Raw genomic sequence first — 17,587 nt, 5'->3', positions numbered from 1 at the left:
AATCCCCACCGAAGTGGTTCATCGTTCGACTTGCATGTGTTAAGCACGCCGCCAGCGTTCGTCCTGAGCCAGGATCAAACTCTCCGTGAATGTTTACTCGGCCAGTAAATTAATACAGCCGGTGCAACACCACGAGAGCGGTGCGAGAGGAGGAATAATCCCCTCGCACACAGCGTCCTCGCTGTGTTTGTTTCAAAGGAACCACGCCCCAGCCATAACGGCCGGAGACGGGGTATCAACATATCTGGCGTTGACTTTTGGCACGCTGTTGAGTTCTCAAGGAACGGTCGCTTCCTTTGTACTCACCCTCTCGGGCTTTCCTCCGGGCTTCCCTTCGGTGTTTCCGACTCTATCAGACCCTTTCGGCGTCCGATTCCCGGTCGGCGGGATTGTCTTGAGGCTTTCCGGCTTCCGCCCGTCGGCCTTTCGACATTCACTACGTTAGCCGATTCCCGCCGGGACTCATAATCGAGTCCCACGAGTTCGAATTCGGGCATGCAGGCATGCCGAAATGGACCCTGCCAGGGGAAGTCGTAGGTAGTGGGTGGCCGCTTCCGACTGCTGGCGATTGCCGTACCCGGTTCAGCGGCTCGGGCTACATTACGCACCTTCCAGGGACGCGTCAACTTGAGCGGCGCCTGGGTACGTGGGCCCGATAGGGGCTGACCGTGGGGTCGTTGGCGACCCAGTAGCGCCAGGGATGGGCGTCGCCGTCGCCGCCCTCGCCGGCGACCCCGGTGCGTGGACCGTTGCGTACCTGGTCGGAGGGTGCGGGCGTGCCGGTCAGTATCCGCAGCGGTGTCTCGCCGACGGCACACGCGTCCGTACCGTCCAGGGCCCGGTCGACGCCCAGGGCGGTGGCCAGGCGGGCGGGCCCTTTGGCCAGTTCTCTGTCATATCGGGCCGAAAGTCGACGTTTGCGCGCGAGCTCGGCGCCCTCGATGATCTCGCCGGCGCGGAGCAGGACCGCGCTGGCGGTGCCCTCGGGGCCACAGACGAGGTTCATGCAGAACCACATGCCGTAGGTGAAGTAGACGTACACATGTCCGGGCGGACCGAACATCACGTCGTTGCGGGGGGTGTGACCGCGATAGGCGTGCGAGCCGGGGTCGTTCGGGCCGTCGTACGCCTCCACCTCTGTGAGGCGCACCGCGATCGGGCCGTCCGGGGTGGTGCGGAGGAGGGTGCGGCCGAGGAGGTCGGGGGCGACCTCCAGTACAGGGCGGTCGAAGAAGGTCCTGGGGAGTGGCGTACGGTCCGGGGGCGCGATCATGGCGTCCGAGCCTAGTCCAGGCCGGGGACGCCAAGGGCTGGTCAAGGATTGGTCTGCTTGCCAGGGTGTGGGCCGGAACCGGTCGGGACCGGATCGCGTTTGTAGGGATCAAGGGTCCGTACGTAGTAGAGGCAGTAGAGGGAGAGTCATGGGGTTCAAGAAGCTGCTCGCGAGCCTGGGGGCCGGCGGGGCGTCCGTCGAGACGGTGCTCACCGAGGTCAACGTCGTACCGGGCGGTGTCGTCCAGGGCGAGGTGCGGATCCAGGGCGGCTCGGTGAACCAGGAGATCCAGGGGCTGTCCGTGGGTCTCCAGGCACGGGTCGAGGTGGAGAGCGGCGACGAGGAGTACAAGCAGAACATCGGCTTCGGCAAGGTGCGGCTCGGCGGTGCCTTCGAGCTTCAGGCCGGGGCCGTGCACGCGGTGCCGTTCGGGCTGGAGATTCCGTGGGAGACGCCCGTCACGATGATCGACGGGCAGGCGCTGCGGGGGATGAACATCGGGGTGACCACCGAGCTGGACATCGCGCGTGCCGTCGACTCCGGGGATCTGGACCCGATCAACGTGCATCCGCTGCCGGCGCAGAAGGCGATCCTGGACGCCTTCATCCAGCTGGGCTTCCGTTTCAAGCACGCGGACCTGGAGAAGGGGCACATCCGGGGGACGCGGCAGACGCTGCCGTTCTACCAGGAGGTCGAGTTCCACCCGCCGACTCAGTACCGGGGGCTGAACCAGGTCGAGCTGAGCTTCGTGGCGGACGCGCACGCCATGGACGTCATCCTCGAAATGGACAAGAAGCCGGGGCTGTTCAGCGAGGGCAGTGACACGTTCCGTTCGTTCCAGGTGGGTCTGCACGACTTCCACGGGACCGACTGGGCGGCGTATCTCAACCAGTGGCTGTCCGAGGTCGGCAGCAAGCGCAACTGGTTCTAGGCTCGGGAACCGCGGATTCCGTGACGGGTTCCGTAATCGATCAGTACCGATCAGGAGGTACCGAGGTGACCGAGCTCAAGCGGCGGCCTCTCCCCCATGACTTCCATCCGCCCGTCCCGTCGTTCACGGTGACGAGCGAGGACATCGTGGAAGGGGCGACGCTCAAGGACGCTCAGGTCTACGCGAAGGGGAACGTCTCGCCGCAGCTGCGGTGGGAGGGTTTCCCGGACGGGACCAAGAGCTTCGCCGTGACCTGCTACGACCCGGACGCCCCGACGGGCAGCGGGTTCTGGCACTGGGTCCTGTTCGACATCCCGGCCTCGGTGACCGAGCTGCCGGCCGGCGCGGGCAGCGGCAAGTTCGAGGGCCTGCCCGAGGGTGCGGTCCACGTGCGCAACGACTACGGGTCGAAGGACTTCGGCGGTGCCGCGCCGCCGCCCGGGGACGGGCCGCACCGGTACGTCTTCACGGTGTACGCGGTGGACCAGGAGAAGCTCGGTCCGGACGCCGACGTGTCGCCCGCCGTCGTCGGGTTCAACCTGCGGTTCCACGCGATCGCGCGGGCGCAGCTCATCGGGGAGTACGAGAACCCCGAGCAGGGCTGACGCCGCGCGCGAAATCAGCTGAGCGTTCATTGAACGTTTGCCCGCCTCTGGTCATGGAAGTGATCAGGGGCGGGCAGTTTTTATTGCGTTGTCCATCTCGGCGCGCCCGTCCAGAGTTGATCCAAGCCCGCCGGGGGTGGGCACGGTGCACATGGGAGGTGGGCTGGATGCGTGACACGCTGGTGCTGAACGCGAGCTTCGAGCCGCTGTCTACGGTGACGTTGAACCGCGCCGTTGTTCTGGTGCTCCAGGACAAGGCCGTCGTCGAGCAGGCCCACCCCGAGCTGCGCATGCGCGGTGCCGAGGTGGACATACCTGCGCCTCGGGTGATCAGGCTCTGCAGGTATGTACGGGTGCCCTTTCGGAGACAGGCGCCCTGGTCGAGGCGGGGGGTGCTGGTCAGGGACCGGCACCGGTGCGCGTACTGCGGGCGTCGGGCGACGACCGTCGACCACGTGGTGCCTCGGGCCCAGGGCGGTCAGGACTCTTGGCTGAACACGGTGGCCTCGTGCGCGGAGGACAATCACCGGAAGGCGGACCGGACGCCGGAGCAGGCGGAGATGCCGTTGCTTCGGAAGCCGTTCGAGCCTTCGCCGCAGGATGCGATGCTGCTGGCCATGGGGGCCGAGGATTTGGCGGCGCTTCCTGAGTGGCTGGCGGGAGATGTCGCCGCCTAGTCGTGTGCCTGGCCGGTCCCGTCGTGCGGCTGCGGCCGCGTTGTGGCTTGTCGCGCAGTTCCCCGCGCCCCTTACCGGGGTGCGGGGAACCTTTGTTTTTCAGAACCGTCAGTCGATGTTCGGCTTTTCGCGGCGCTCCTGGGACGGGACGTTGCCGCCGCCGTTCGAACCGCCGCCCAGGTTGCCGAAGTTGCCCATCGCGCCGGAGAGGCCCTTGAGGGCGTCGCCGATTTCGCTGGGGACGATCCAGAGCTTGTTGGCGTCGCCCTCGGCGATCTTCGGGAGCATCTGGAGGTACTGGTAGGAGAGCAGCTTCTGGTCCGGGTCGCCGGCGTGGATCGCCTCGAAGACCGTGCGGACCGCCTGGGCCTCGCCCTCGGCGCGCAGGGCCGCGGCCTTGGCCTCGCCCTCGGCGCGCAGGATCTGGGACTGCTTCTCGCCCTCGGCGGTGAGGATCGCGGCCTGGCGGGTGCCTTCCGCGGTGAGGATCGCGGCGCGCTTGTCACGGTCGGCGCGCATCTGCTTCTCCATCGAGTCCTGGATGGAGGTGGGCGGTTCGATCGCCTTGAGTTCGACGCGGTTGACGCGGATGCCCCACTTGCCGGTGGCCTCGTCGAGGACGCCGCGCAGGGCCGCGTTGATCTCCTCGCGGGAGGTCAGGGTGCGTTCCAGGTCCATGCCGCCGATGATGTTGCGGAGGGTGGTGACGGTCAGCTGCTCGATGGCCTGGATGTAGCTGGCGACCTCGTAGGTGGCCGCGCGGGCGTCCGTCACCTGGTAGTAGATGACGGTGTCGATGTTCACGACCAGGTTGTCCTGGGTGATCACCGGCTGGGGCGGGAACGGTACGACCTGTTCACGCAGGTCGATGCGGTTGCGGATGGTGTCGATGAACGGGACCACGATGTTGAGGCCCGCGTTCAGTGTCCGCGTGTAGCGGCCGAAGCGCTCGACGATGGCGGCGCTCGCCTGTGGGATGACTTGGATCGTCCTGACCAAGGCGATGAAGACCAACACCACCAGAATGATCAGGACGATGATGACCGGTTCCATCGTCGCTCCCCGTACCCTTCTCCGCCTCGGCGCTTCGGCAGATCTTATGGTTGTTGAAGATCTTGCTGGATGAGTCTGACAGACGCACGCGCAACTCGGGGACTCTTCTGTTCAGTTGAGTCTTACGAGGTCAGATGACGATCGCGGTGGCCCCCTCGATCTCCACGACGTCCACTTCCTGGCCCACTTCGTAGGCACGGTCCGGGTGCAGGGAGCGCGCCGACCAGATCTCGCCGGCGAGCTTGATCCGGCCGTCCGCGCCGCCGTCGACGCGTTCGAGTACGACGGCCTGTTTGCCCTTCAACGCATCGACGCCGGTGGCGAGTTGGGGGCGCTGGGCGGCATGCCGGTTCGCGATGGGCCGTACGACGGCGATCAGTGCGGCCGAGACGACGACGAAGACGAGCACCTGGAGCACGACGCCCGCGCCGAGTCCGGCGGTACCGGCGGCGGCCACGGCGCCGACCGCGAACATGCCGAACTCCGGCATCGCGGTCATCACGAGCGGAATACCGAGCGCCGCCGCGACGACGAGCCACCACACCCATGCGTCGATGCTGTTCACATAGTCATGGTAGAGCCGGGGGTGCCGACCCCGACAGAGTGCTTTGCCGGGTCAGGGTCCGTCAGGTCCCGTCAGGACAGGGGCAGTCCGTGGGCGGTCCAGCGGTCGCCGAGCTGCTCGACGACGAGCGGGAGGCCGAAGCAGAGGGAGAGGTTGCGGGAGGTGAGTTCGAGCTCCAGCGGGCCGGCGGTGAGGACCTTGCCCTGGCGGATCATCAGGACGTGGGTGAAGCCGGGGGCGATCTCCTCGACATGGTGGGTGACCATGATCATGGAGGGGGCGATCGGGTCGCGGGCGAGCCGGCCGAGGCGGCGGACCAGGTCCTCGCGGCCGCCGAGGTCGAGACCGGCGGCGGGTTCGTCGAGGAGGAGGAGCTCGGGGTCGGTCATCAGGGCGCGGGCGATCAGGGTGCGCTTGCGCTCGCCCTCGGAGAGGGTGCCGAACTTCCGGTCCACGTACTCGGTCATGCCGAGGCGGTCCAGGAAGGCGCGGGCGCGCTGCTCGTCGACCTCGTCGTACTCCTCCTGCCAGTGGGCGGTCATGCCGTAGGCGGCGGTGAGCACGGTCTCCAGAACGGTCTGGCGCTTGGGGAGCTTCTCGGCCATGGCGACGCCGGCCATGCCGATGCGCGGGCGCAGGTCGAAGACGTCGACCTTGCCGAGGGTGTCGCCGAGGATGGTGGCGGTGCCCTTGCTGGGGAAGAGGTAGCTGGACGCGACGTTGAGGAGGGTGGTCTTGCCGGCGCCGTTGGGGCCGAGGATGACCCAGCGCTCGCCCTCCTTCACCGACCAGGAGACCTGGTCCACCAGAGCCCGGCCCTCGCGGACCACAGATACGTCCTGAAGCTCCAGAACATCGCTCATGAGCGCGTTGTCTCCCCTTGCAGTGTGGCCGGTCTCGGCTGTCGCGTACGCCTGTGGCTCGGGCGGCGGCGCCGGTGGGCGCAGCCCCTACGAAATCTACGCCACGAGTGCGGCGCTCCATTCCATCGGTCCGGTCCTTAGGGTGGGGGCATGCTCTCGGAACCGCGTTCAGGACGCCTCGCCGCTTGGGGAAATGCCCTTTTGGCCGGACTTGTCTCTCCGGATGACGCCGTGCTCGCCATCGTCGGCGAGGACGCGGTGCACCGGGTGGAAGGGCTGCCGGGTGAGTCCGCGCCGGTGGGGCTCACGCTGGCGCTGGGGCGGCTGCGGACGCTGGGGACGACCGGGCTGCGGGTGGCGCTGCCGGCGCCCGGGCATCCGCTGGGACTGAGCGGCCCGCCGGAGTTCAACGCGCGGGCGCTGGAGGCCGAGGAGGCGGTGATCTGTCACGGCGCCGCGTTCGGTCTGGTGCCGGAGGTGTCCGAGGCCGGGCCCGCCGGTGACGTGCATGTCGAGGTGGTCTGGCACGTGCTGCCGGTACGGGAGGCGCCGCCGGCCGACGTGCCGTCGCTCGGTGAGGCGGAGCGGGAGCTGGCGGAGGCGCTGCGGGACGCCACCGAGATGCTGTCGAAGCTGGACGTCGCGGGTTCGGGGCCGGTGGCGGAGGCGGCGATCGACGCGTACCGGGCGCGGGCCGAGCGGGGGCGGGAGGTACTGGCGCCGGGGTATCCGCCGCGGGCGGTGCGGGTGCTGGAGCTGGCGCAGCGGGTGGGGCTGCTGGTCTCGCTGGCGTACGACAACGGGCACGGCGGGGCGGTGAGCGCGTCGGAGATGGCGGGGCGGTCGCTGGCGCTGCGACCGGTGGAGCGGACGGCCCGGCGGGCACAGGTCGCGGCGTACAACTCGATGGTGGAGGAGCGCGAGCGGGGACGCTGAGCGCTTCGCTCGGGGCGCGCGAGGTGCAGCGCGGTGCCGTTCGTCGTCTGCGGCAGCGTCGTGGCCGGTCGCGCCCACGCGGCGGTAGCCGCATATCGGATACGGCCCCGCGCCCCTTACGGGGTGCTGCCCGGCCGCGGACAAGCCGACCGGCCTTCCGGGGGCGCCCGGAAGGCCGGAGGTCGATGCCGCCGTGCGGCGCGGTCTCAGTGGTTGAGGCCGAGGTTGCCGAAGGCGGGGTTCAGCACGCCGACGACGTTGATGCTGTTGCCGACGACGTTGACCGGGACGTCCACCGGGGCCTGGATGACGTTGCCCGAGACGACGCCCGGAGAACCGTGGGCCGCGCCGGCCGCACCGGCACCGCCGGTGTGGGCGGAGGCCATGCCCGCACCGGCGGCCACGATCCCGCCGGCCACCATCGTCACGGCCGCTGCCTTCTTCAGGTTCTTCACTTCTTGAGCCCTCCTTGGCGATCGCCACGGCGGTCGCCGCAGCACGCACTGAAGAACGGTGGCGGCCGGGCGAGGATGCGCCGTCCGGGTGACATTCCCACGACGGTATGAATCTCAGCCCGGAAGGCGACCCTCCGGGTTGCCGTCCGTGAAGCGTTGCGGAGGGCGTTTCAGCCGGTCACGCCATGGCGAACGGCCCACAGGGCGGCCTGGGTGCGGTCGGCGAGGTCGAGTTTCATCAGGATGTTCGAGACGTGGGTCTTGACGGTCTTCTCGGACAGCACCAGGGCGCGCGCTATCTCGCGGTTGGAACGGCCGTCGGCGATCAGCCCGAGCACCTCGCGCTCCCGCTCGGTGAGCGAACCGCCCCTGCCCTGACCGGTGTTGGCCTCCTCCTGGGAGAGCAGGGCACCGGCCACCTCGGGCTGGAGCAGGACGTGCCCGGCGTGCACCGAACGGATGGCGGCGGCGAGCGCGTCGGGATCGACGTCCTTGTAGACGTACCCGGCGGCGCCCGCGCGCAGGGCCGGGACGACCGTGCGCTGTTCGGTGAAGCTGGTGACGATCAGCACGCGCGCGGGGTTGTCGAGTTCGCGGAGCCTGCGCAGCGCCGCCACGCCGTCCAGGCCGGGCATCTTGACGTCCATGAGGACGACGTCGGGGCTCAGCTCCTGGGCACGCTCGACCCCCTCGGCGCCGTCGGCGGCCTCGCCGACCACCTCGATGTCGTCCTGGACCTCCAGGAAGGTGCGCAGACCGCGGCGGACGACCTGGTGGTCGTCGACCAGCAGCACCCGGATCGCGTCAGCCACCGGGGACCTCCATCTCGATCGTGGTGCCCTTGCCGGGCGCCGATTCCACGGTCAGCGTGCCGCCGACGCCGCTCGCCCGGTCCCGCATGGAGACCAGGCCGAGGTGGCGTCCGGCACTGCGGGTGAGGTGCGGGTCGAAGCCGCCGCCGTCGTCGGTGACCCGCAGGACGGCGCCGCCGCCGCGCCGGTTCACGGTCACGTCGACGTGCTCGGCCCCGGAGTGCCGCAGGGCGTTGTGCAGTGCTTCCTGCGCGACCCGGAGCAGGGCCTCCTCCTGGGCGGCGGGCAGGGCCCGGAGGCCGCCGGCGGCGAAGGTCACGCGCGCGGTGTGGGCGCGGTCGAGGACCTGGACCTGGGTGCGCAGGGTGGCGACGAGACCGTCCTCGTCGAGGGCGGCGGGGCGCAGCTCCACGACGGCGGCGCGCAGTTCGTCGATGGCCTCGGCGGCGAGCGCGGCCACCTGGTGCAACTCGCCCTTGGCACGGGAGGGATCGCGGTCGACCAGGGCGGCGGCGGCCTGGGCAGTCAGGCGCAGGGAGAACAGCTTCTGGCTGACCGCGTCGTGCAGCTCGTGGGCGAGCCGGGAGCGTTCCTCGGCGATGGTCAGCTCGCGGCTGCGCTCGTAGAGGCGGGCGTTGGTGAGGGCGATGGCCGCGTGCTGGGCGAGGATGGAGAGGAGTTCCTCGTCCTCGGCGGTGAAGCCGCAACCGCCCTGAGGTTTGCTGCAGTTCTTGTTCGCGAGGAACAGCGCGCCGATCACCTCGTCGCCGTCCCGGATCGGCAGGCCCAGGAAGTCGGACATGTCGGGGTGGGCCGAGGGCCAGCCCTCGAAGCGGGGGTCCGTGCGGACGTCGGCCAGCCGCTCGATCTTCGCCTCGCGCAGCATCGCGGCGAGGATGCCGTGCTGGCGCGGGAGCGGGCCGATGGCCTTCCACTGGGCGTCGGTGACGCCGTCGACGACGAACTGGGCGAAGCCGCCGTGGTCGTCGGGGACGCCGAGCGCGGCGTACTGCGCGTCGAGCAGCTCTCGGGCGGAGGCGACGATCGTCTTGAGGACGTCGCGCACCTCCAGATGCCTGCTCATGGCCAGCAGCGCGGAACTCACCGCCGCGAGGCCGGACCGGGGACCTTGGCTCATGCCCTCACGGTACCGGCGGGGTCCGACACCACGGATCGGGCCGACGGCGCAGGGCCCGGGCCGGTGGCCGTAGGCCCGCGGACCTAGGGCGCGGGACCCGGACCAGGGGCGTAGTCCGAAGGGACCCACCCGGTTGCGGCCCGCGTCCGAGGCGGCCGGGGCGGTCCCCTTCCTACGTTGGGGGGCACCGCCGGGGCAGGCGGACGGAGCCGAGGGGACGGTTGTCATGCCGGTAGCGATCATCACGGGGGCCTCGAAGGGGCTGGGGCGGGCGCTGGCCGAGGCGCTGGCCGCACGCGGCTGGGATCTGGTGCTGGACGCCAGGAGCGCGGCGGTCCTGAAGGAGGCGGCGGAGGCGGTCGCGGGGCACGGGACGCGGGTGACGGCGCTGCCCGGCGATGTGACGGACGCCGGGCACCGGGCCGGTCTGGTGGCCTCGGCATGGGAGCTGGGCGGGGTGGACCTGGTGGTGAGCAATGCCAGCGCGCTGGGTGCCGAGCCGCTGCTGCGCCTGGGCGAGCTGCCGCTGGAGGGGCTGCGCCGGGCGCTGGAGGTGAACGTGGTGGCGGCGCTGGGCCTGGTCCAGGAGGCGCTGCCGCTGCTGCGGGAGTCGGCGGCGGGTGCGGTGGTCATGATCAGCTCGGACGCGGGCGCCGAGGCGTACGAGACCTGGGGTGGTTACGGCGCCTCGAAGGCGGCCCTGGACCAGCTGGCGGCGGTGCTCGGTGTGGAGGAGCCGGGGCTGCGGGTGTGGGCGGTGGATCCCGGGGACATGGCGACCGACCTGTACGCGGCGGCCGTACCGGACGACGAGGATCCGCGGCCGGCACCCGAGTCCGTCGTCCCGGCGTTCCTTCGGCTCCTCGACGAGCGGCCGGCCAGTGGGCGGTACGGCGCTCCGGCCCTGGTGGAGGGGCGATGACGACCGTGGTGAGGGTGCCGGAGGAGCTGTCCGCGCGGGTGCCGGCCGAGCAGCGCGGGCCGGGTCTCGAGCGGGACGCCGTACGGCTGCTGGTGTCGCGCGGGACGGCGGCGTCGCATCACGCCTTCGCCGAGCTGCCGTGCCTGCTGCGGGCCGGGGACCTCCTGGTGGTGAACACCTCTCCCACCCTGGCGGCCGCCGTGGACGGGCGGGCCGGGCACGCGCGCGTGGTGGTGCACTTCTCCACGCGCGGGGACGACGGGCGGTGGGCGGTCGAGCTGCGGGAGCCGGACGGGAACGGGACCACACGCGCGCGTGCGGGCACGCGTGCGGGGAGTGAGGTGTGGCTGCCCGGGGGCGTACGGCTGGTCCTGGAGGAGCCGCAGAGTGCGCGGGGCGAGCGGCTGTGGTGGGCGAGGGTGTCGGCGGACGTACGGGGACTGCTGCGGGAGCACGGGCGGCCCATTCGTTACTCCTATACGGAGCGGGACCAGCCGTTGTCCGTCTACCAGACGGTGTTCGCGCTGCCGCCGGCGGACGGGGCGGGCAGTGCGGAGATGCCGAGTGCGGCGCGGCCCTTCACCGCGCGGCTGGTGGCGGAGCTGGTGAGCCGGGGGGTGCAGTTCGCGCCGGTCACCCTGCACACGGGGGTGTCCTCGGCGGAGGCGCACGAGCCGCCGTACGCGGAGCGTTTCGCCGTGCCGGAGGCGTCGGCTCGGCTCATCAACAACGTGCGAGCAGGTGACGGCAGGGTGGTCGCCGTGGGGACGACCGCCGTGCGGGCCGTGGAGTCGGCCGCCGGGCCCGACGGGGTGGTGCGGGCGGCCGAGGGGTGGACGGAGCTCGTGGTGACGCCCGAGCGCGGGGTGCGGGTGGTGGACGGGCTGCTGACCGGGCTGCACGAGCCGGAGGCCTCGCATCTGCTGATGCTGGAGGCGGTCGCGGGGCGGGCCGCGGTCGACCGCAGCTACGAGGAGGCGCTGCGCGGGCTCTACCTGTGGCACGAGTTCGGGGACGTGCACCTCATCCTCCCGGAGGAGTGCACTCACGCAGAGCATTGCGACAGCAACTCCGGGTGAGATTCATGTGCAGCCCATGTGAGGCCGCACATAGGGTGCACATCACGTACGAACGGACATAGGAGATAAAGGGTCCCCTCTTGAACGGGGCAGACGTTCCAGTCTGTCCCGTTTTGCCCATCCGGGCTCCACTACCGGGGATCGTACGTCACACCTTTGCCACAGCATTTTGCGGCCGCTAAGAATGGCTGCCGTCGCTCAGCACCGCGGGTTCCCCCCGCGGTGTTCGTGCAGGAGGAGCCGGTCTCCCCCGCGGACAACGAGCGACCTCCGCGCTATTCGAAGAGGTCCTGCCATGCCCAAGCACACCCACAGTCCGACCCTGACCAAGCGCCACAAGATCGCGCTCGCCGGTGTCGCCACGCTCGGCGCCGCCGCCCTCGCCGTCTCGGCCGTGCCGAGCAGCGCCGAGACGATCACGTCCGGTGCCCCCGCGACCGCCGCCGAGGCGGCCCACGGCACCGCGCAGATCCAGAACGTCACGGGCAAGGTCACCGACCAGCTGGCCCTCCAGAACGTCAAGGTCGAGGCCATCGCCGCCAAGACGAAGGCCTCCGCCCACCAGCTCCACGTGGCTCACCTGAAGAAGGTCCACGCGGCCCACGTCTCCCACGTGAAGAAGGCGCACACCGCCCACGTGAAGCACGTCCACGCGGCCCACGTGAAGCACGTCGCCGCCGTCAAGAAGGCCGCCGCCAAGCGCGCCGCCCAGCAGGCCGCCAGCCGGTCCGCGCAGCGCCCGCAGATCCAGCAGGTCGCCGCGAAGACATACAGCAACAACCTCGACGGCTGGATCCGCCAGTCCCTGGACATCATGCACTCCAAGGGCATCCCGGGCTCCTACAACGGCCTGTACCGCAACATCATGCGGGAGTCCTCCGGCAACCCCAACGCCATCAACAACTGGGACATCAACGCCATCAACGGCATCCCCTCCAAGGGTCTGCTCCAGGTCATCCCGCCGACTTTCGCCACTTACCACGTGGCCGGCACCTCGTGGAACATCTACGACCCGGTCGCCAACATCACGGCCGCCTGCAACTACGCCGCCCACCGGTACGGCTCGATGGACAACGTCAACAGCGCGTACTGAGGCCTGCGCGGACCTCTTCACGCACATGCCGAAGGGCGGCACCCCACTGCGGGGTGCCGCCCTTCGGGCGTCCTATGGGCACCGGCGTGCTACTTCCGCATGACCTCGGGCTCGTGACGGCGCAGGAAGCGGGCCACGAGGAAGGCGCAGACCACGCCGAGGGCGAGCAGGGCGACCATGTCCAGGGTCCAGGCGCCGGCCGTGTGCGCCCACAGCGGGTCGTCGGGCTTGCCCTTGCCCGGCGGCGCGATCCCGTTGAAGTCCAGGGTGGCGCCCGCGGCGGCGACGGCCCAGCGCGACGGCATCAGGTACGAGAACTGGTTGACGCCGACCGTGCCGTTCAGGGCGAACAGGCAGCCGGTGAAGACGACCTGGATGATCGCGAACATGACCAGCAGCGGCATGGTCTTCTCGGAGGTCTTCACCAGGGCGGACATGACCAGGCCGAACATCATCGAGGTGAAGCCCAGCGCCATGACCGGCAGGCAGAGCTCCAGCAGCGTGAGGTGGCCGAAGACCACGCCCTCCGCCGGGATCTTCCGGCTGGCGAAGCCGATGACGCCGACCAGCAGGCCCTGCAGGACCGTGACGATGCCGAGCACGAAGACCTTGGACATCAGGTACGCGGAGCGGGAGAGGCCGGTCGCGCGCTCCCGCTCGTAGATGACCCGTTCCTTGATCAGCTCACGGACGGAGTTCGCGGCACCGGCGAAGCAGGCACCGACCGCCAGGATCAGCAGGACCGTGGTGGCCGTGCCGTTCGGGACGGGCTGCTTCGTCGCCGGATTGATCTCCGTGTTGACCAGCAGGTCCTTGCCGGCGTCGATGAGCAGGCTCACCGAGCCGAGGACGAGCGGCAGCACCACCGTCAGGATCAGGAAGCCCTTGTCGGAGGCGATCACCGACGCGTACCGACGCACGAGCGTGCTGAACTGCGACAGCCAGCCCTGCGGCTTGGGCGGTTTCATCGCCTGCATCGCAGGCATCTGTACGGCCTGTGGGGCAACGGCGTCGATGTCCGCGGCGTACATCTGGTAGTGCTGCGAGCCCTTCCAGCGGCCCGCCCAGTCGTAGTCGCGGTAGTTCTCGAAGGCGGAGAAGACATCGGCCCAGGTGTCGTAGCCGAAGAAGTTCAGCGCCTCCTCCGGCGGCCCGAAGTAGGCGACCGCGCCGCCCGGGGCCATCACCAGGAGCTTGTCGCACAGCGCCAGCTCGGCCACCGAGTGGGTCACGACGAGGACCGTGCGGCCGTCGTCGGCGAGGCCGCGCAGCAGCTGCATGACATCGCGGTCCATGCCCGGGTCGAGGCCCGAGGTGGGCTCGTCGAGGAAGATCAGCGACGGCTTGGTGAGCAGTTCCAGGGCCACCGACACGCGCTTGCGCTGGCCGCCGGAGAGGGAGGTGACCTTCTTCTCCTTGTGGATGTCGAGCTTCAGCTCGCGCAGCACCTCGTCTATGCGGGCCTCGCGCTCCTCCGTCGTGGTGTCGGCGGGGAAACGCAGTTTGGCCGCGTACTTGAGGGCCTTCTTGACGGTCAGCTCCTTGTGCAGGATGTCGTCCTGCGGGACCAGACCGATGCGCTGGCGCAGCTCGGCGAACTGCTTGTACAGGTTGCGGTTGTCGTACAGCACCTCGCCCTCGTCGGCGGGGCGGTAGCCGGTGAGCGCCTTGAGCAGGGTCGACTTGCCGGATCCCGACGGGCCGATGACCGCGATCACCGACTTCTCCGGGACGCCGAAGGAGACGTCCTTGAGGATCTGCTTGCCGCCGTCGACCGTGACGGTCAGATGGCGCGCGGAGAAGGAGACCTCACCGGTGTCGACGAACTCCTCGAGCCGGTCGCCGACGATCCGGAAGGTGGAGTGGCCGACGCCCACGATGTCGTCCGCGTCGAGCAGCGCGCTGCCGCCCTTGGCGATCGGCATGCCGTTGACGTACGTGCCGTTGTGCGAGCCGAGGTCGCGGATCTCCATGCGGCCGCCGGGCGCGGAGTGGAACTCGGCGTGGTGCCGCGAGACCTGCAGGTCGGAGACGACCAGCTCGTTGTCCAGGGCACGGCCGATGCGCATCACGCGGCCGATGGAGAACTGGTGGAACGTGGTCGGGCTGCGGTCGCCGTAGACCGGCGGCGCCCCCGCGCCACCGCCGGCGGCCATGGCCGGGACGCCCTGCTGCTGCGGGATCGCCGGCGGGGCCTGCTGCCAGCCCTGTTGCGGAGCCTGCGGCTGTGCGGCCGACTGCTGCGGAGCCGCCTGCTGGGACCAGCCCGCACCGCCCGCGCCCTGCGCCGCGAGCGGCTGCTGCCGGGGCTGCGGCTGGGCGACGGCGGCCGCGGCGCCCGACAGGCTCAGGCGCGGTCCGTCGTTGGCGTTGCCGAGATGAACGGCCGAGCCCGGGCCGATCTCCGACCGCTGGACCCGCTGGCTCTGCACGAAGGTGCCGTTGGTACTGCCGTGGTCCTCGATGGCCCAACTGCGGCCGTCGAAGCTGATCGTGGCGTGTCGCCAGGAGACCCTGGCGTCGTCGAACACGATGTCCCCCTGCGGATCGCGTCCGAGGGTGTATGACCTGGACGGATCGAGCGTCCAGGTGCGTCCGTCTGATTCGAGTACGAGTTCCGGCACTCCAAGCCCCATGAGTAGTCCCCCGAGTTACCCCCATCACAGGGAGTCTAGGGATGTCGAACATCGTCGGGAACTATTTCAGGCTCGGCCCTCTGACCGAAAGCCGGGCCTTGTGGAGGCCTCGGACGAGCGCTTCAACTCTTTCCGTTGACGGGGTTGAAACCGGCCCGGAGAGTGGTAATCCACGCGAGGGGGACAAGCGCGACGGAGTGGTCCGGTGCGCCTGCGGATCGGGGGGTCTGCCATGAGTGCTGATGCGTCTGGTACGGGAGTCGAGCGCGCGGGGCACGGCGTACGGCTGCCGTGGGCCGACATCCTGCTGTCCGCGATCGCCACCGTGAGCTGGGCGTTGATCGGTATGGCGGGTACGGCGGCGCTGGGTCTGCATCTGCTGCGGGCCGACGCGGCGGGCTCACTGGGCCCCATGACCGCGGCCGTTGTGGCGCTCGGGGCGGGTGGTTCGGTCACCCCGGACGGAGATCTGTCCGCTTTCGGCCTGAAGGGAGCGGAGGCCGCGACGGCCATCCAGATCACGCCATTGGGCGTGAGCCTGGTCGGTGCGCTGCTCCTGTCATGGTTCTTCTTACGGTCCCTGCGCACGGCGGGAGTTGTGATCGCCCCGGCCGAACTCCTGGCCCGCGCGGGCTCGGTGGTCGTGCTGTTCGTGGCGACACTGGGCGGACTGGCCTGGGCGGGGCACTCCGTCGTGACGATCGACGGCGGTGCGCTCGGCCTGGACAAGCTGCCGGGGGGAGGGAGCGGCGGCGGGCTGAAGATCCCCGGCATCGGTGACATCGGCGGGCTGCTGCCGGACCGCCTCGGCGACCTCGTGAACGCGAACGCGGCGGTCGGCTTCAGCGTGGACACGGCGGCGACCCTGCTCGGCGGCCTCGGCTGGGCGGTGGGCATCCTGCTGATCGCCCTGCTGGCCTCCCGCCGGACTCCGCTGCCGCGCGGCTGGGAGGCGGTGCACCGGGTGGTACGGCCGGCGGCCTCGGCGCTGGTGACGGTGCTCCTGGTGGCCGTGGCGGCCGGCTGGGCGGCGGCTGCCTTCGCGGCGATCGGCGACCCGCACCCGGCCCGGATCATGGGCGCGGCGCTGCTCGGTGCCCCGAACGGAGTCTGGCTGGGCATCCCGATCGGCCTCTTCGTCCCCTTCGACGGCCGGGCCACGGGCGTCCTGACCATGTTCCTGCCGCACCCCCTGGACGAACTCCTGAACTCGAAGTCCGACCGGTCGGTGACCCTGGGCCACCTGGCCGACCTGGACGGACGGGTGTGGCTGCTGGGGGTGGCGGCGGCGCTGCTGATGCTGCTGGCCGGGGTGTTCACGGCGGTCCGGACGCCGGTGGGGCGGACTTCGGTGGGGCGGACTCCCGCCGGGCGGCCGAGCGGCCCGGCCGGGGCTGGGGGCGCAGGTGGGCCGGGCTCGCGTTCCGGCGCGCTCGGGTTCGCCGGACGGTGCGCGGTGCGGCTGGGTATCGCCACCGCGCTCACACTGCCGCTGCTGGCCTGGCTGGCGGACGTGTCGGTGGACGCCTCGCTGTCGGTGCTGGGCTTCGACGCGTTCGGGGCGGGGATCCAACTGCACGGGCAGCTGGGCATGGCGTTGCTGCTCGGCGCGGTCTGGGGCGCGGCGGCGGGGGCCTCGGGGGCTCTGTTGGCATGGGTGACCGGCGCGGCCGGGTCGCGTGCGGCCCCGCTGGCACTGGGTGACGCGGGGCACGGCGGGGCGGGCGCCGGGCCTGCCCGTCCGGGGGCCGGCAACGCTCCCGAACGGGTCGGGAGCGGGGCGGGACCCTATGCGCCGGGAACCCCGTACCGTCCGCCGAATCCGAACACGAACCCGTATCTCCGGGTGCCGGAGGAGCTGCGGGACTCAGGGGAGTCAAGGGGGTCAGGGGGCGGCCGGGGAGCCTGGTCCGGTGGAGCGCGGCGGGCGGCGCCGCCGAGCGGTCCCGCCGTCCGGGGCCGTCGTCCGCCGGACGCACCGCCCCCGGCGGACGACGGCCGGCGCGCCGACGCACGACGGGCACCGGAGGAGAGCCGGCCGGGTGGCGGCGGGGACCGCTCCGACGCACCGCCGCCCGGCTCGGGCGACGTGTACGGCGCGCCCACCATGGCCCGGCCGGTCGACCCGCCGCCCCGCTCCTCGCGGCCCAGGCCGGGCGCGCGGCGGCCCGACGGGCCCCAGGGCGGCCCGAGCGCCGGGCCGCCACCGCCGCCACCGCCGCCACCGCCTCCTCCCCCGCCCCCTCCGCCCGGGCGACCCCGGCGCTGAGACCGGGCGCGGGAGCGGGAGCCGGGAGTGGAAGCGGGAGCGGCGGCCGGGAGCCGGGAGCGGCGGCCGCACGGATCGTGACGTCCGGCGTGCGCGTGTCCCGGTGCCGAACCAATGCGTGAGGGCGCGGCCGGGTGTCTCCCCTGCCCGGCCTGCCCGGGCAGGCCATGGACATCGCACGCACGTTCGCCCGTTGTCCGGAAGCCAAGCGTCCGACACCGGCCCGACACCTATTGTTCCGTGTCCGTCAGGCGGACCACCTGCGCCGCAGGCACTGGGT

16 protein-coding genes and 1 rRNA gene are annotated in these 17,587 nt (G+C 70.8%); 8 read left to right on the top strand and 9 right to left on the bottom strand.

Annotation, left to right across the window (positions count from 1 at the left end; all coding sequences use genetic code 11):
* Positions 1-90 (bottom strand): 16S ribosomal RNA (locus ABZ887_RS08425); the annotation flags it as partial.
* Positions 91-622: 532 nt separating this feature from the next.
* The gene (locus ABZ887_RS08420) at positions 623-1,273 is read right to left on the bottom strand and encodes a DNA-3-methyladenine glycosylase (RefSeq protein WP_361284573.1); all 651 of its coding nucleotides are present in this window, start codon (positions 1,271-1,273) and stop codon (positions 623-625) included.
* 148 nt (positions 1,274-1,421) lie between these two features.
* Between ABZ887_RS08420 and ABZ887_RS08415 the strand changes: the two genes are divergently transcribed.
* The 3 genes from ABZ887_RS08415 to ABZ887_RS08405 all read left to right on the top strand — a co-directional run bounded on the left by ABZ887_RS08415 (position 1,422) and on the right by ABZ887_RS08405 (position 3,486).
* Complete coding sequence (locus ABZ887_RS08415) at positions 1,422-2,204, top strand: sporulation protein (RefSeq protein WP_361284570.1); 783 nt, start codon at positions 1,422-1,424, stop codon at positions 2,202-2,204.
* Positions 2,205-2,269: 65 nt separating this feature from the next.
* Positions 2,270-2,809 (top strand): YbhB/YbcL family Raf kinase inhibitor-like protein, encoded by a 540-nt coding sequence (locus ABZ887_RS08410; RefSeq protein WP_361284567.1) that lies wholly within the window; start codon positions 2,270-2,272, stop codon positions 2,807-2,809.
* A 167-nt stretch (positions 2,810-2,976) separates the two neighbouring features.
* Positions 2,977-3,486: an HNH endonuclease gene (locus ABZ887_RS08405; protein WP_361284564.1), complete on the top strand. Its 510-nt coding sequence runs from the start codon at positions 2,977-2,979 to the stop codon at positions 3,484-3,486.
* Positions 3,487-3,594: 108 nt separating this feature from the next.
* Here the strand turns inward: ABZ887_RS08405 and ABZ887_RS08400 are convergent, their stop codons facing one another.
* The 3 genes from ABZ887_RS08400 to ABZ887_RS08390 all read right to left on the bottom strand — a co-directional run bounded on the left by ABZ887_RS08400 (position 3,595) and on the right by ABZ887_RS08390 (position 5,967).
* On the bottom strand, positions 3,595-4,539 hold the full coding sequence (locus ABZ887_RS08400) for an SPFH domain-containing protein (protein WP_361284561.1): 945 nt from the start codon (positions 4,537-4,539) through the stop codon (positions 3,595-3,597).
* Positions 4,540-4,669: 130 nt separating this feature from the next.
* A complete protein-coding gene (locus tag ABZ887_RS08395; protein ID WP_361284558.1) occupies positions 4,670-5,104 on the bottom strand; it encodes an NfeD family protein in 435 nt (144 codons plus the stop codon).
* Between the two features lie 71 nt (positions 5,105-5,175).
* Positions 5,176-5,967: an ABC transporter ATP-binding protein gene (locus ABZ887_RS08390; protein WP_181805866.1), complete on the bottom strand. Its 792-nt coding sequence runs from the start codon at positions 5,965-5,967 to the stop codon at positions 5,176-5,178.
* A 150-nt stretch (positions 5,968-6,117) separates the two neighbouring features.
* Here ABZ887_RS08390 and ABZ887_RS08385 point away from each other — a divergent pair, with 150 nt between their 5' ends.
* Positions 6,118-6,903, top strand: a complete 786-nt coding sequence (locus ABZ887_RS08385; RefSeq protein WP_361284554.1) for a hypothetical protein — start codon at positions 6,118-6,120, stop codon at positions 6,901-6,903.
* Between the two features lie 206 nt (positions 6,904-7,109).
* Here the strand turns inward: ABZ887_RS08385 and ABZ887_RS08380 are convergent, their stop codons facing one another.
* The 3 genes from ABZ887_RS08380 to ABZ887_RS08370 form a co-directional block, all read right to left on the bottom strand.
* On the bottom strand, positions 7,110-7,358 hold the full coding sequence (locus tag ABZ887_RS08380) for a chaplin (RefSeq protein ID WP_089107841.1): 249 nt from the start codon (positions 7,356-7,358) through the stop codon (positions 7,110-7,112).
* Positions 7,359-7,528: 170 nt separating this feature from the next.
* On the bottom strand, positions 7,529-8,170 hold the full coding sequence (locus tag ABZ887_RS08375) for a response regulator transcription factor (RefSeq protein WP_361284550.1): 642 nt from the start codon (positions 8,168-8,170) through the stop codon (positions 7,529-7,531).
* Complete coding sequence (locus ABZ887_RS08370) at positions 8,163-9,308, bottom strand: GAF domain-containing sensor histidine kinase (RefSeq protein ID WP_361284547.1); 1,146 nt, start codon at positions 9,306-9,308, stop codon at positions 8,163-8,165. Before ABZ887_RS08370 ends, ABZ887_RS08375 begins: the two co-directional genes overlap by 8 nt.
* A 226-nt stretch (positions 9,309-9,534) precedes the next feature.
* Here ABZ887_RS08370 and ABZ887_RS08365 point away from each other — a divergent pair, with 226 nt between their 5' ends.
* The 3 genes from ABZ887_RS08365 (at position 9,535) to ABZ887_RS08355 (ending at position 12,402) form a co-directional block, all read left to right on the top strand.
* Positions 9,535-10,230, top strand: coding sequence for an SDR family oxidoreductase (locus tag ABZ887_RS08365; RefSeq protein WP_361284544.1), 696 nt, complete (start codon positions 9,535-9,537; stop codon positions 10,228-10,230).
* The gene (locus tag ABZ887_RS08360; protein ID WP_361284541.1) at positions 10,227-11,309 is read left to right on the top strand and encodes an S-adenosylmethionine:tRNA ribosyltransferase-isomerase; all 1,083 of its coding nucleotides are present in this window, start codon (positions 10,227-10,229) and stop codon (positions 11,307-11,309) included. Before ABZ887_RS08365 ends, ABZ887_RS08360 begins: the two co-directional genes overlap by 4 nt.
* A gap of 295 nt (positions 11,310-11,604) precedes the next feature.
* Positions 11,605-12,402 carry a transglycosylase SLT domain-containing protein gene (locus ABZ887_RS08355; protein ID WP_361284538.1) on the top strand — a complete coding sequence of 266 codons (798 nt, stop codon included), beginning with the start codon at positions 11,605-11,607 and terminating at the stop codon, positions 12,400-12,402.
* An 89-nt stretch (positions 12,403-12,491) separates the two neighbouring features.
* Here the strand turns inward: ABZ887_RS08355 and ABZ887_RS08350 are convergent, their stop codons facing one another.
* The gene (locus ABZ887_RS08350) at positions 12,492-15,038 is read right to left on the bottom strand and encodes an FHA domain-containing protein (protein ID WP_361284535.1); all 2,547 of its coding nucleotides are present in this window, start codon (positions 15,036-15,038) and stop codon (positions 12,492-12,494) included.
* 232 nt (positions 15,039-15,270) lie between these two features.
* Between ABZ887_RS08350 and ABZ887_RS08345 the strand changes: the two genes are divergently transcribed.
* Positions 15,271-17,307: a streptophobe family protein gene (locus tag ABZ887_RS08345; protein ID WP_361284532.1), complete on the top strand. Its 2,037-nt coding sequence runs from the start codon at positions 15,271-15,273 to the stop codon at positions 17,305-17,307.
* The last annotated feature ends 280 nt before the right edge of the window (positions 17,308-17,587 follow it).

It is taken from the genome of Streptomyces sp. NPDC047061, from assembly GCF_040643955.1.
In the GTDB taxonomy this organism is placed as follows: domain Bacteria; phylum Actinomycetota; class Actinomycetes; order Streptomycetales; family Streptomycetaceae; genus Streptomyces.
This window is presented reverse-complemented; position numbering and strand designations above follow the sequence as displayed.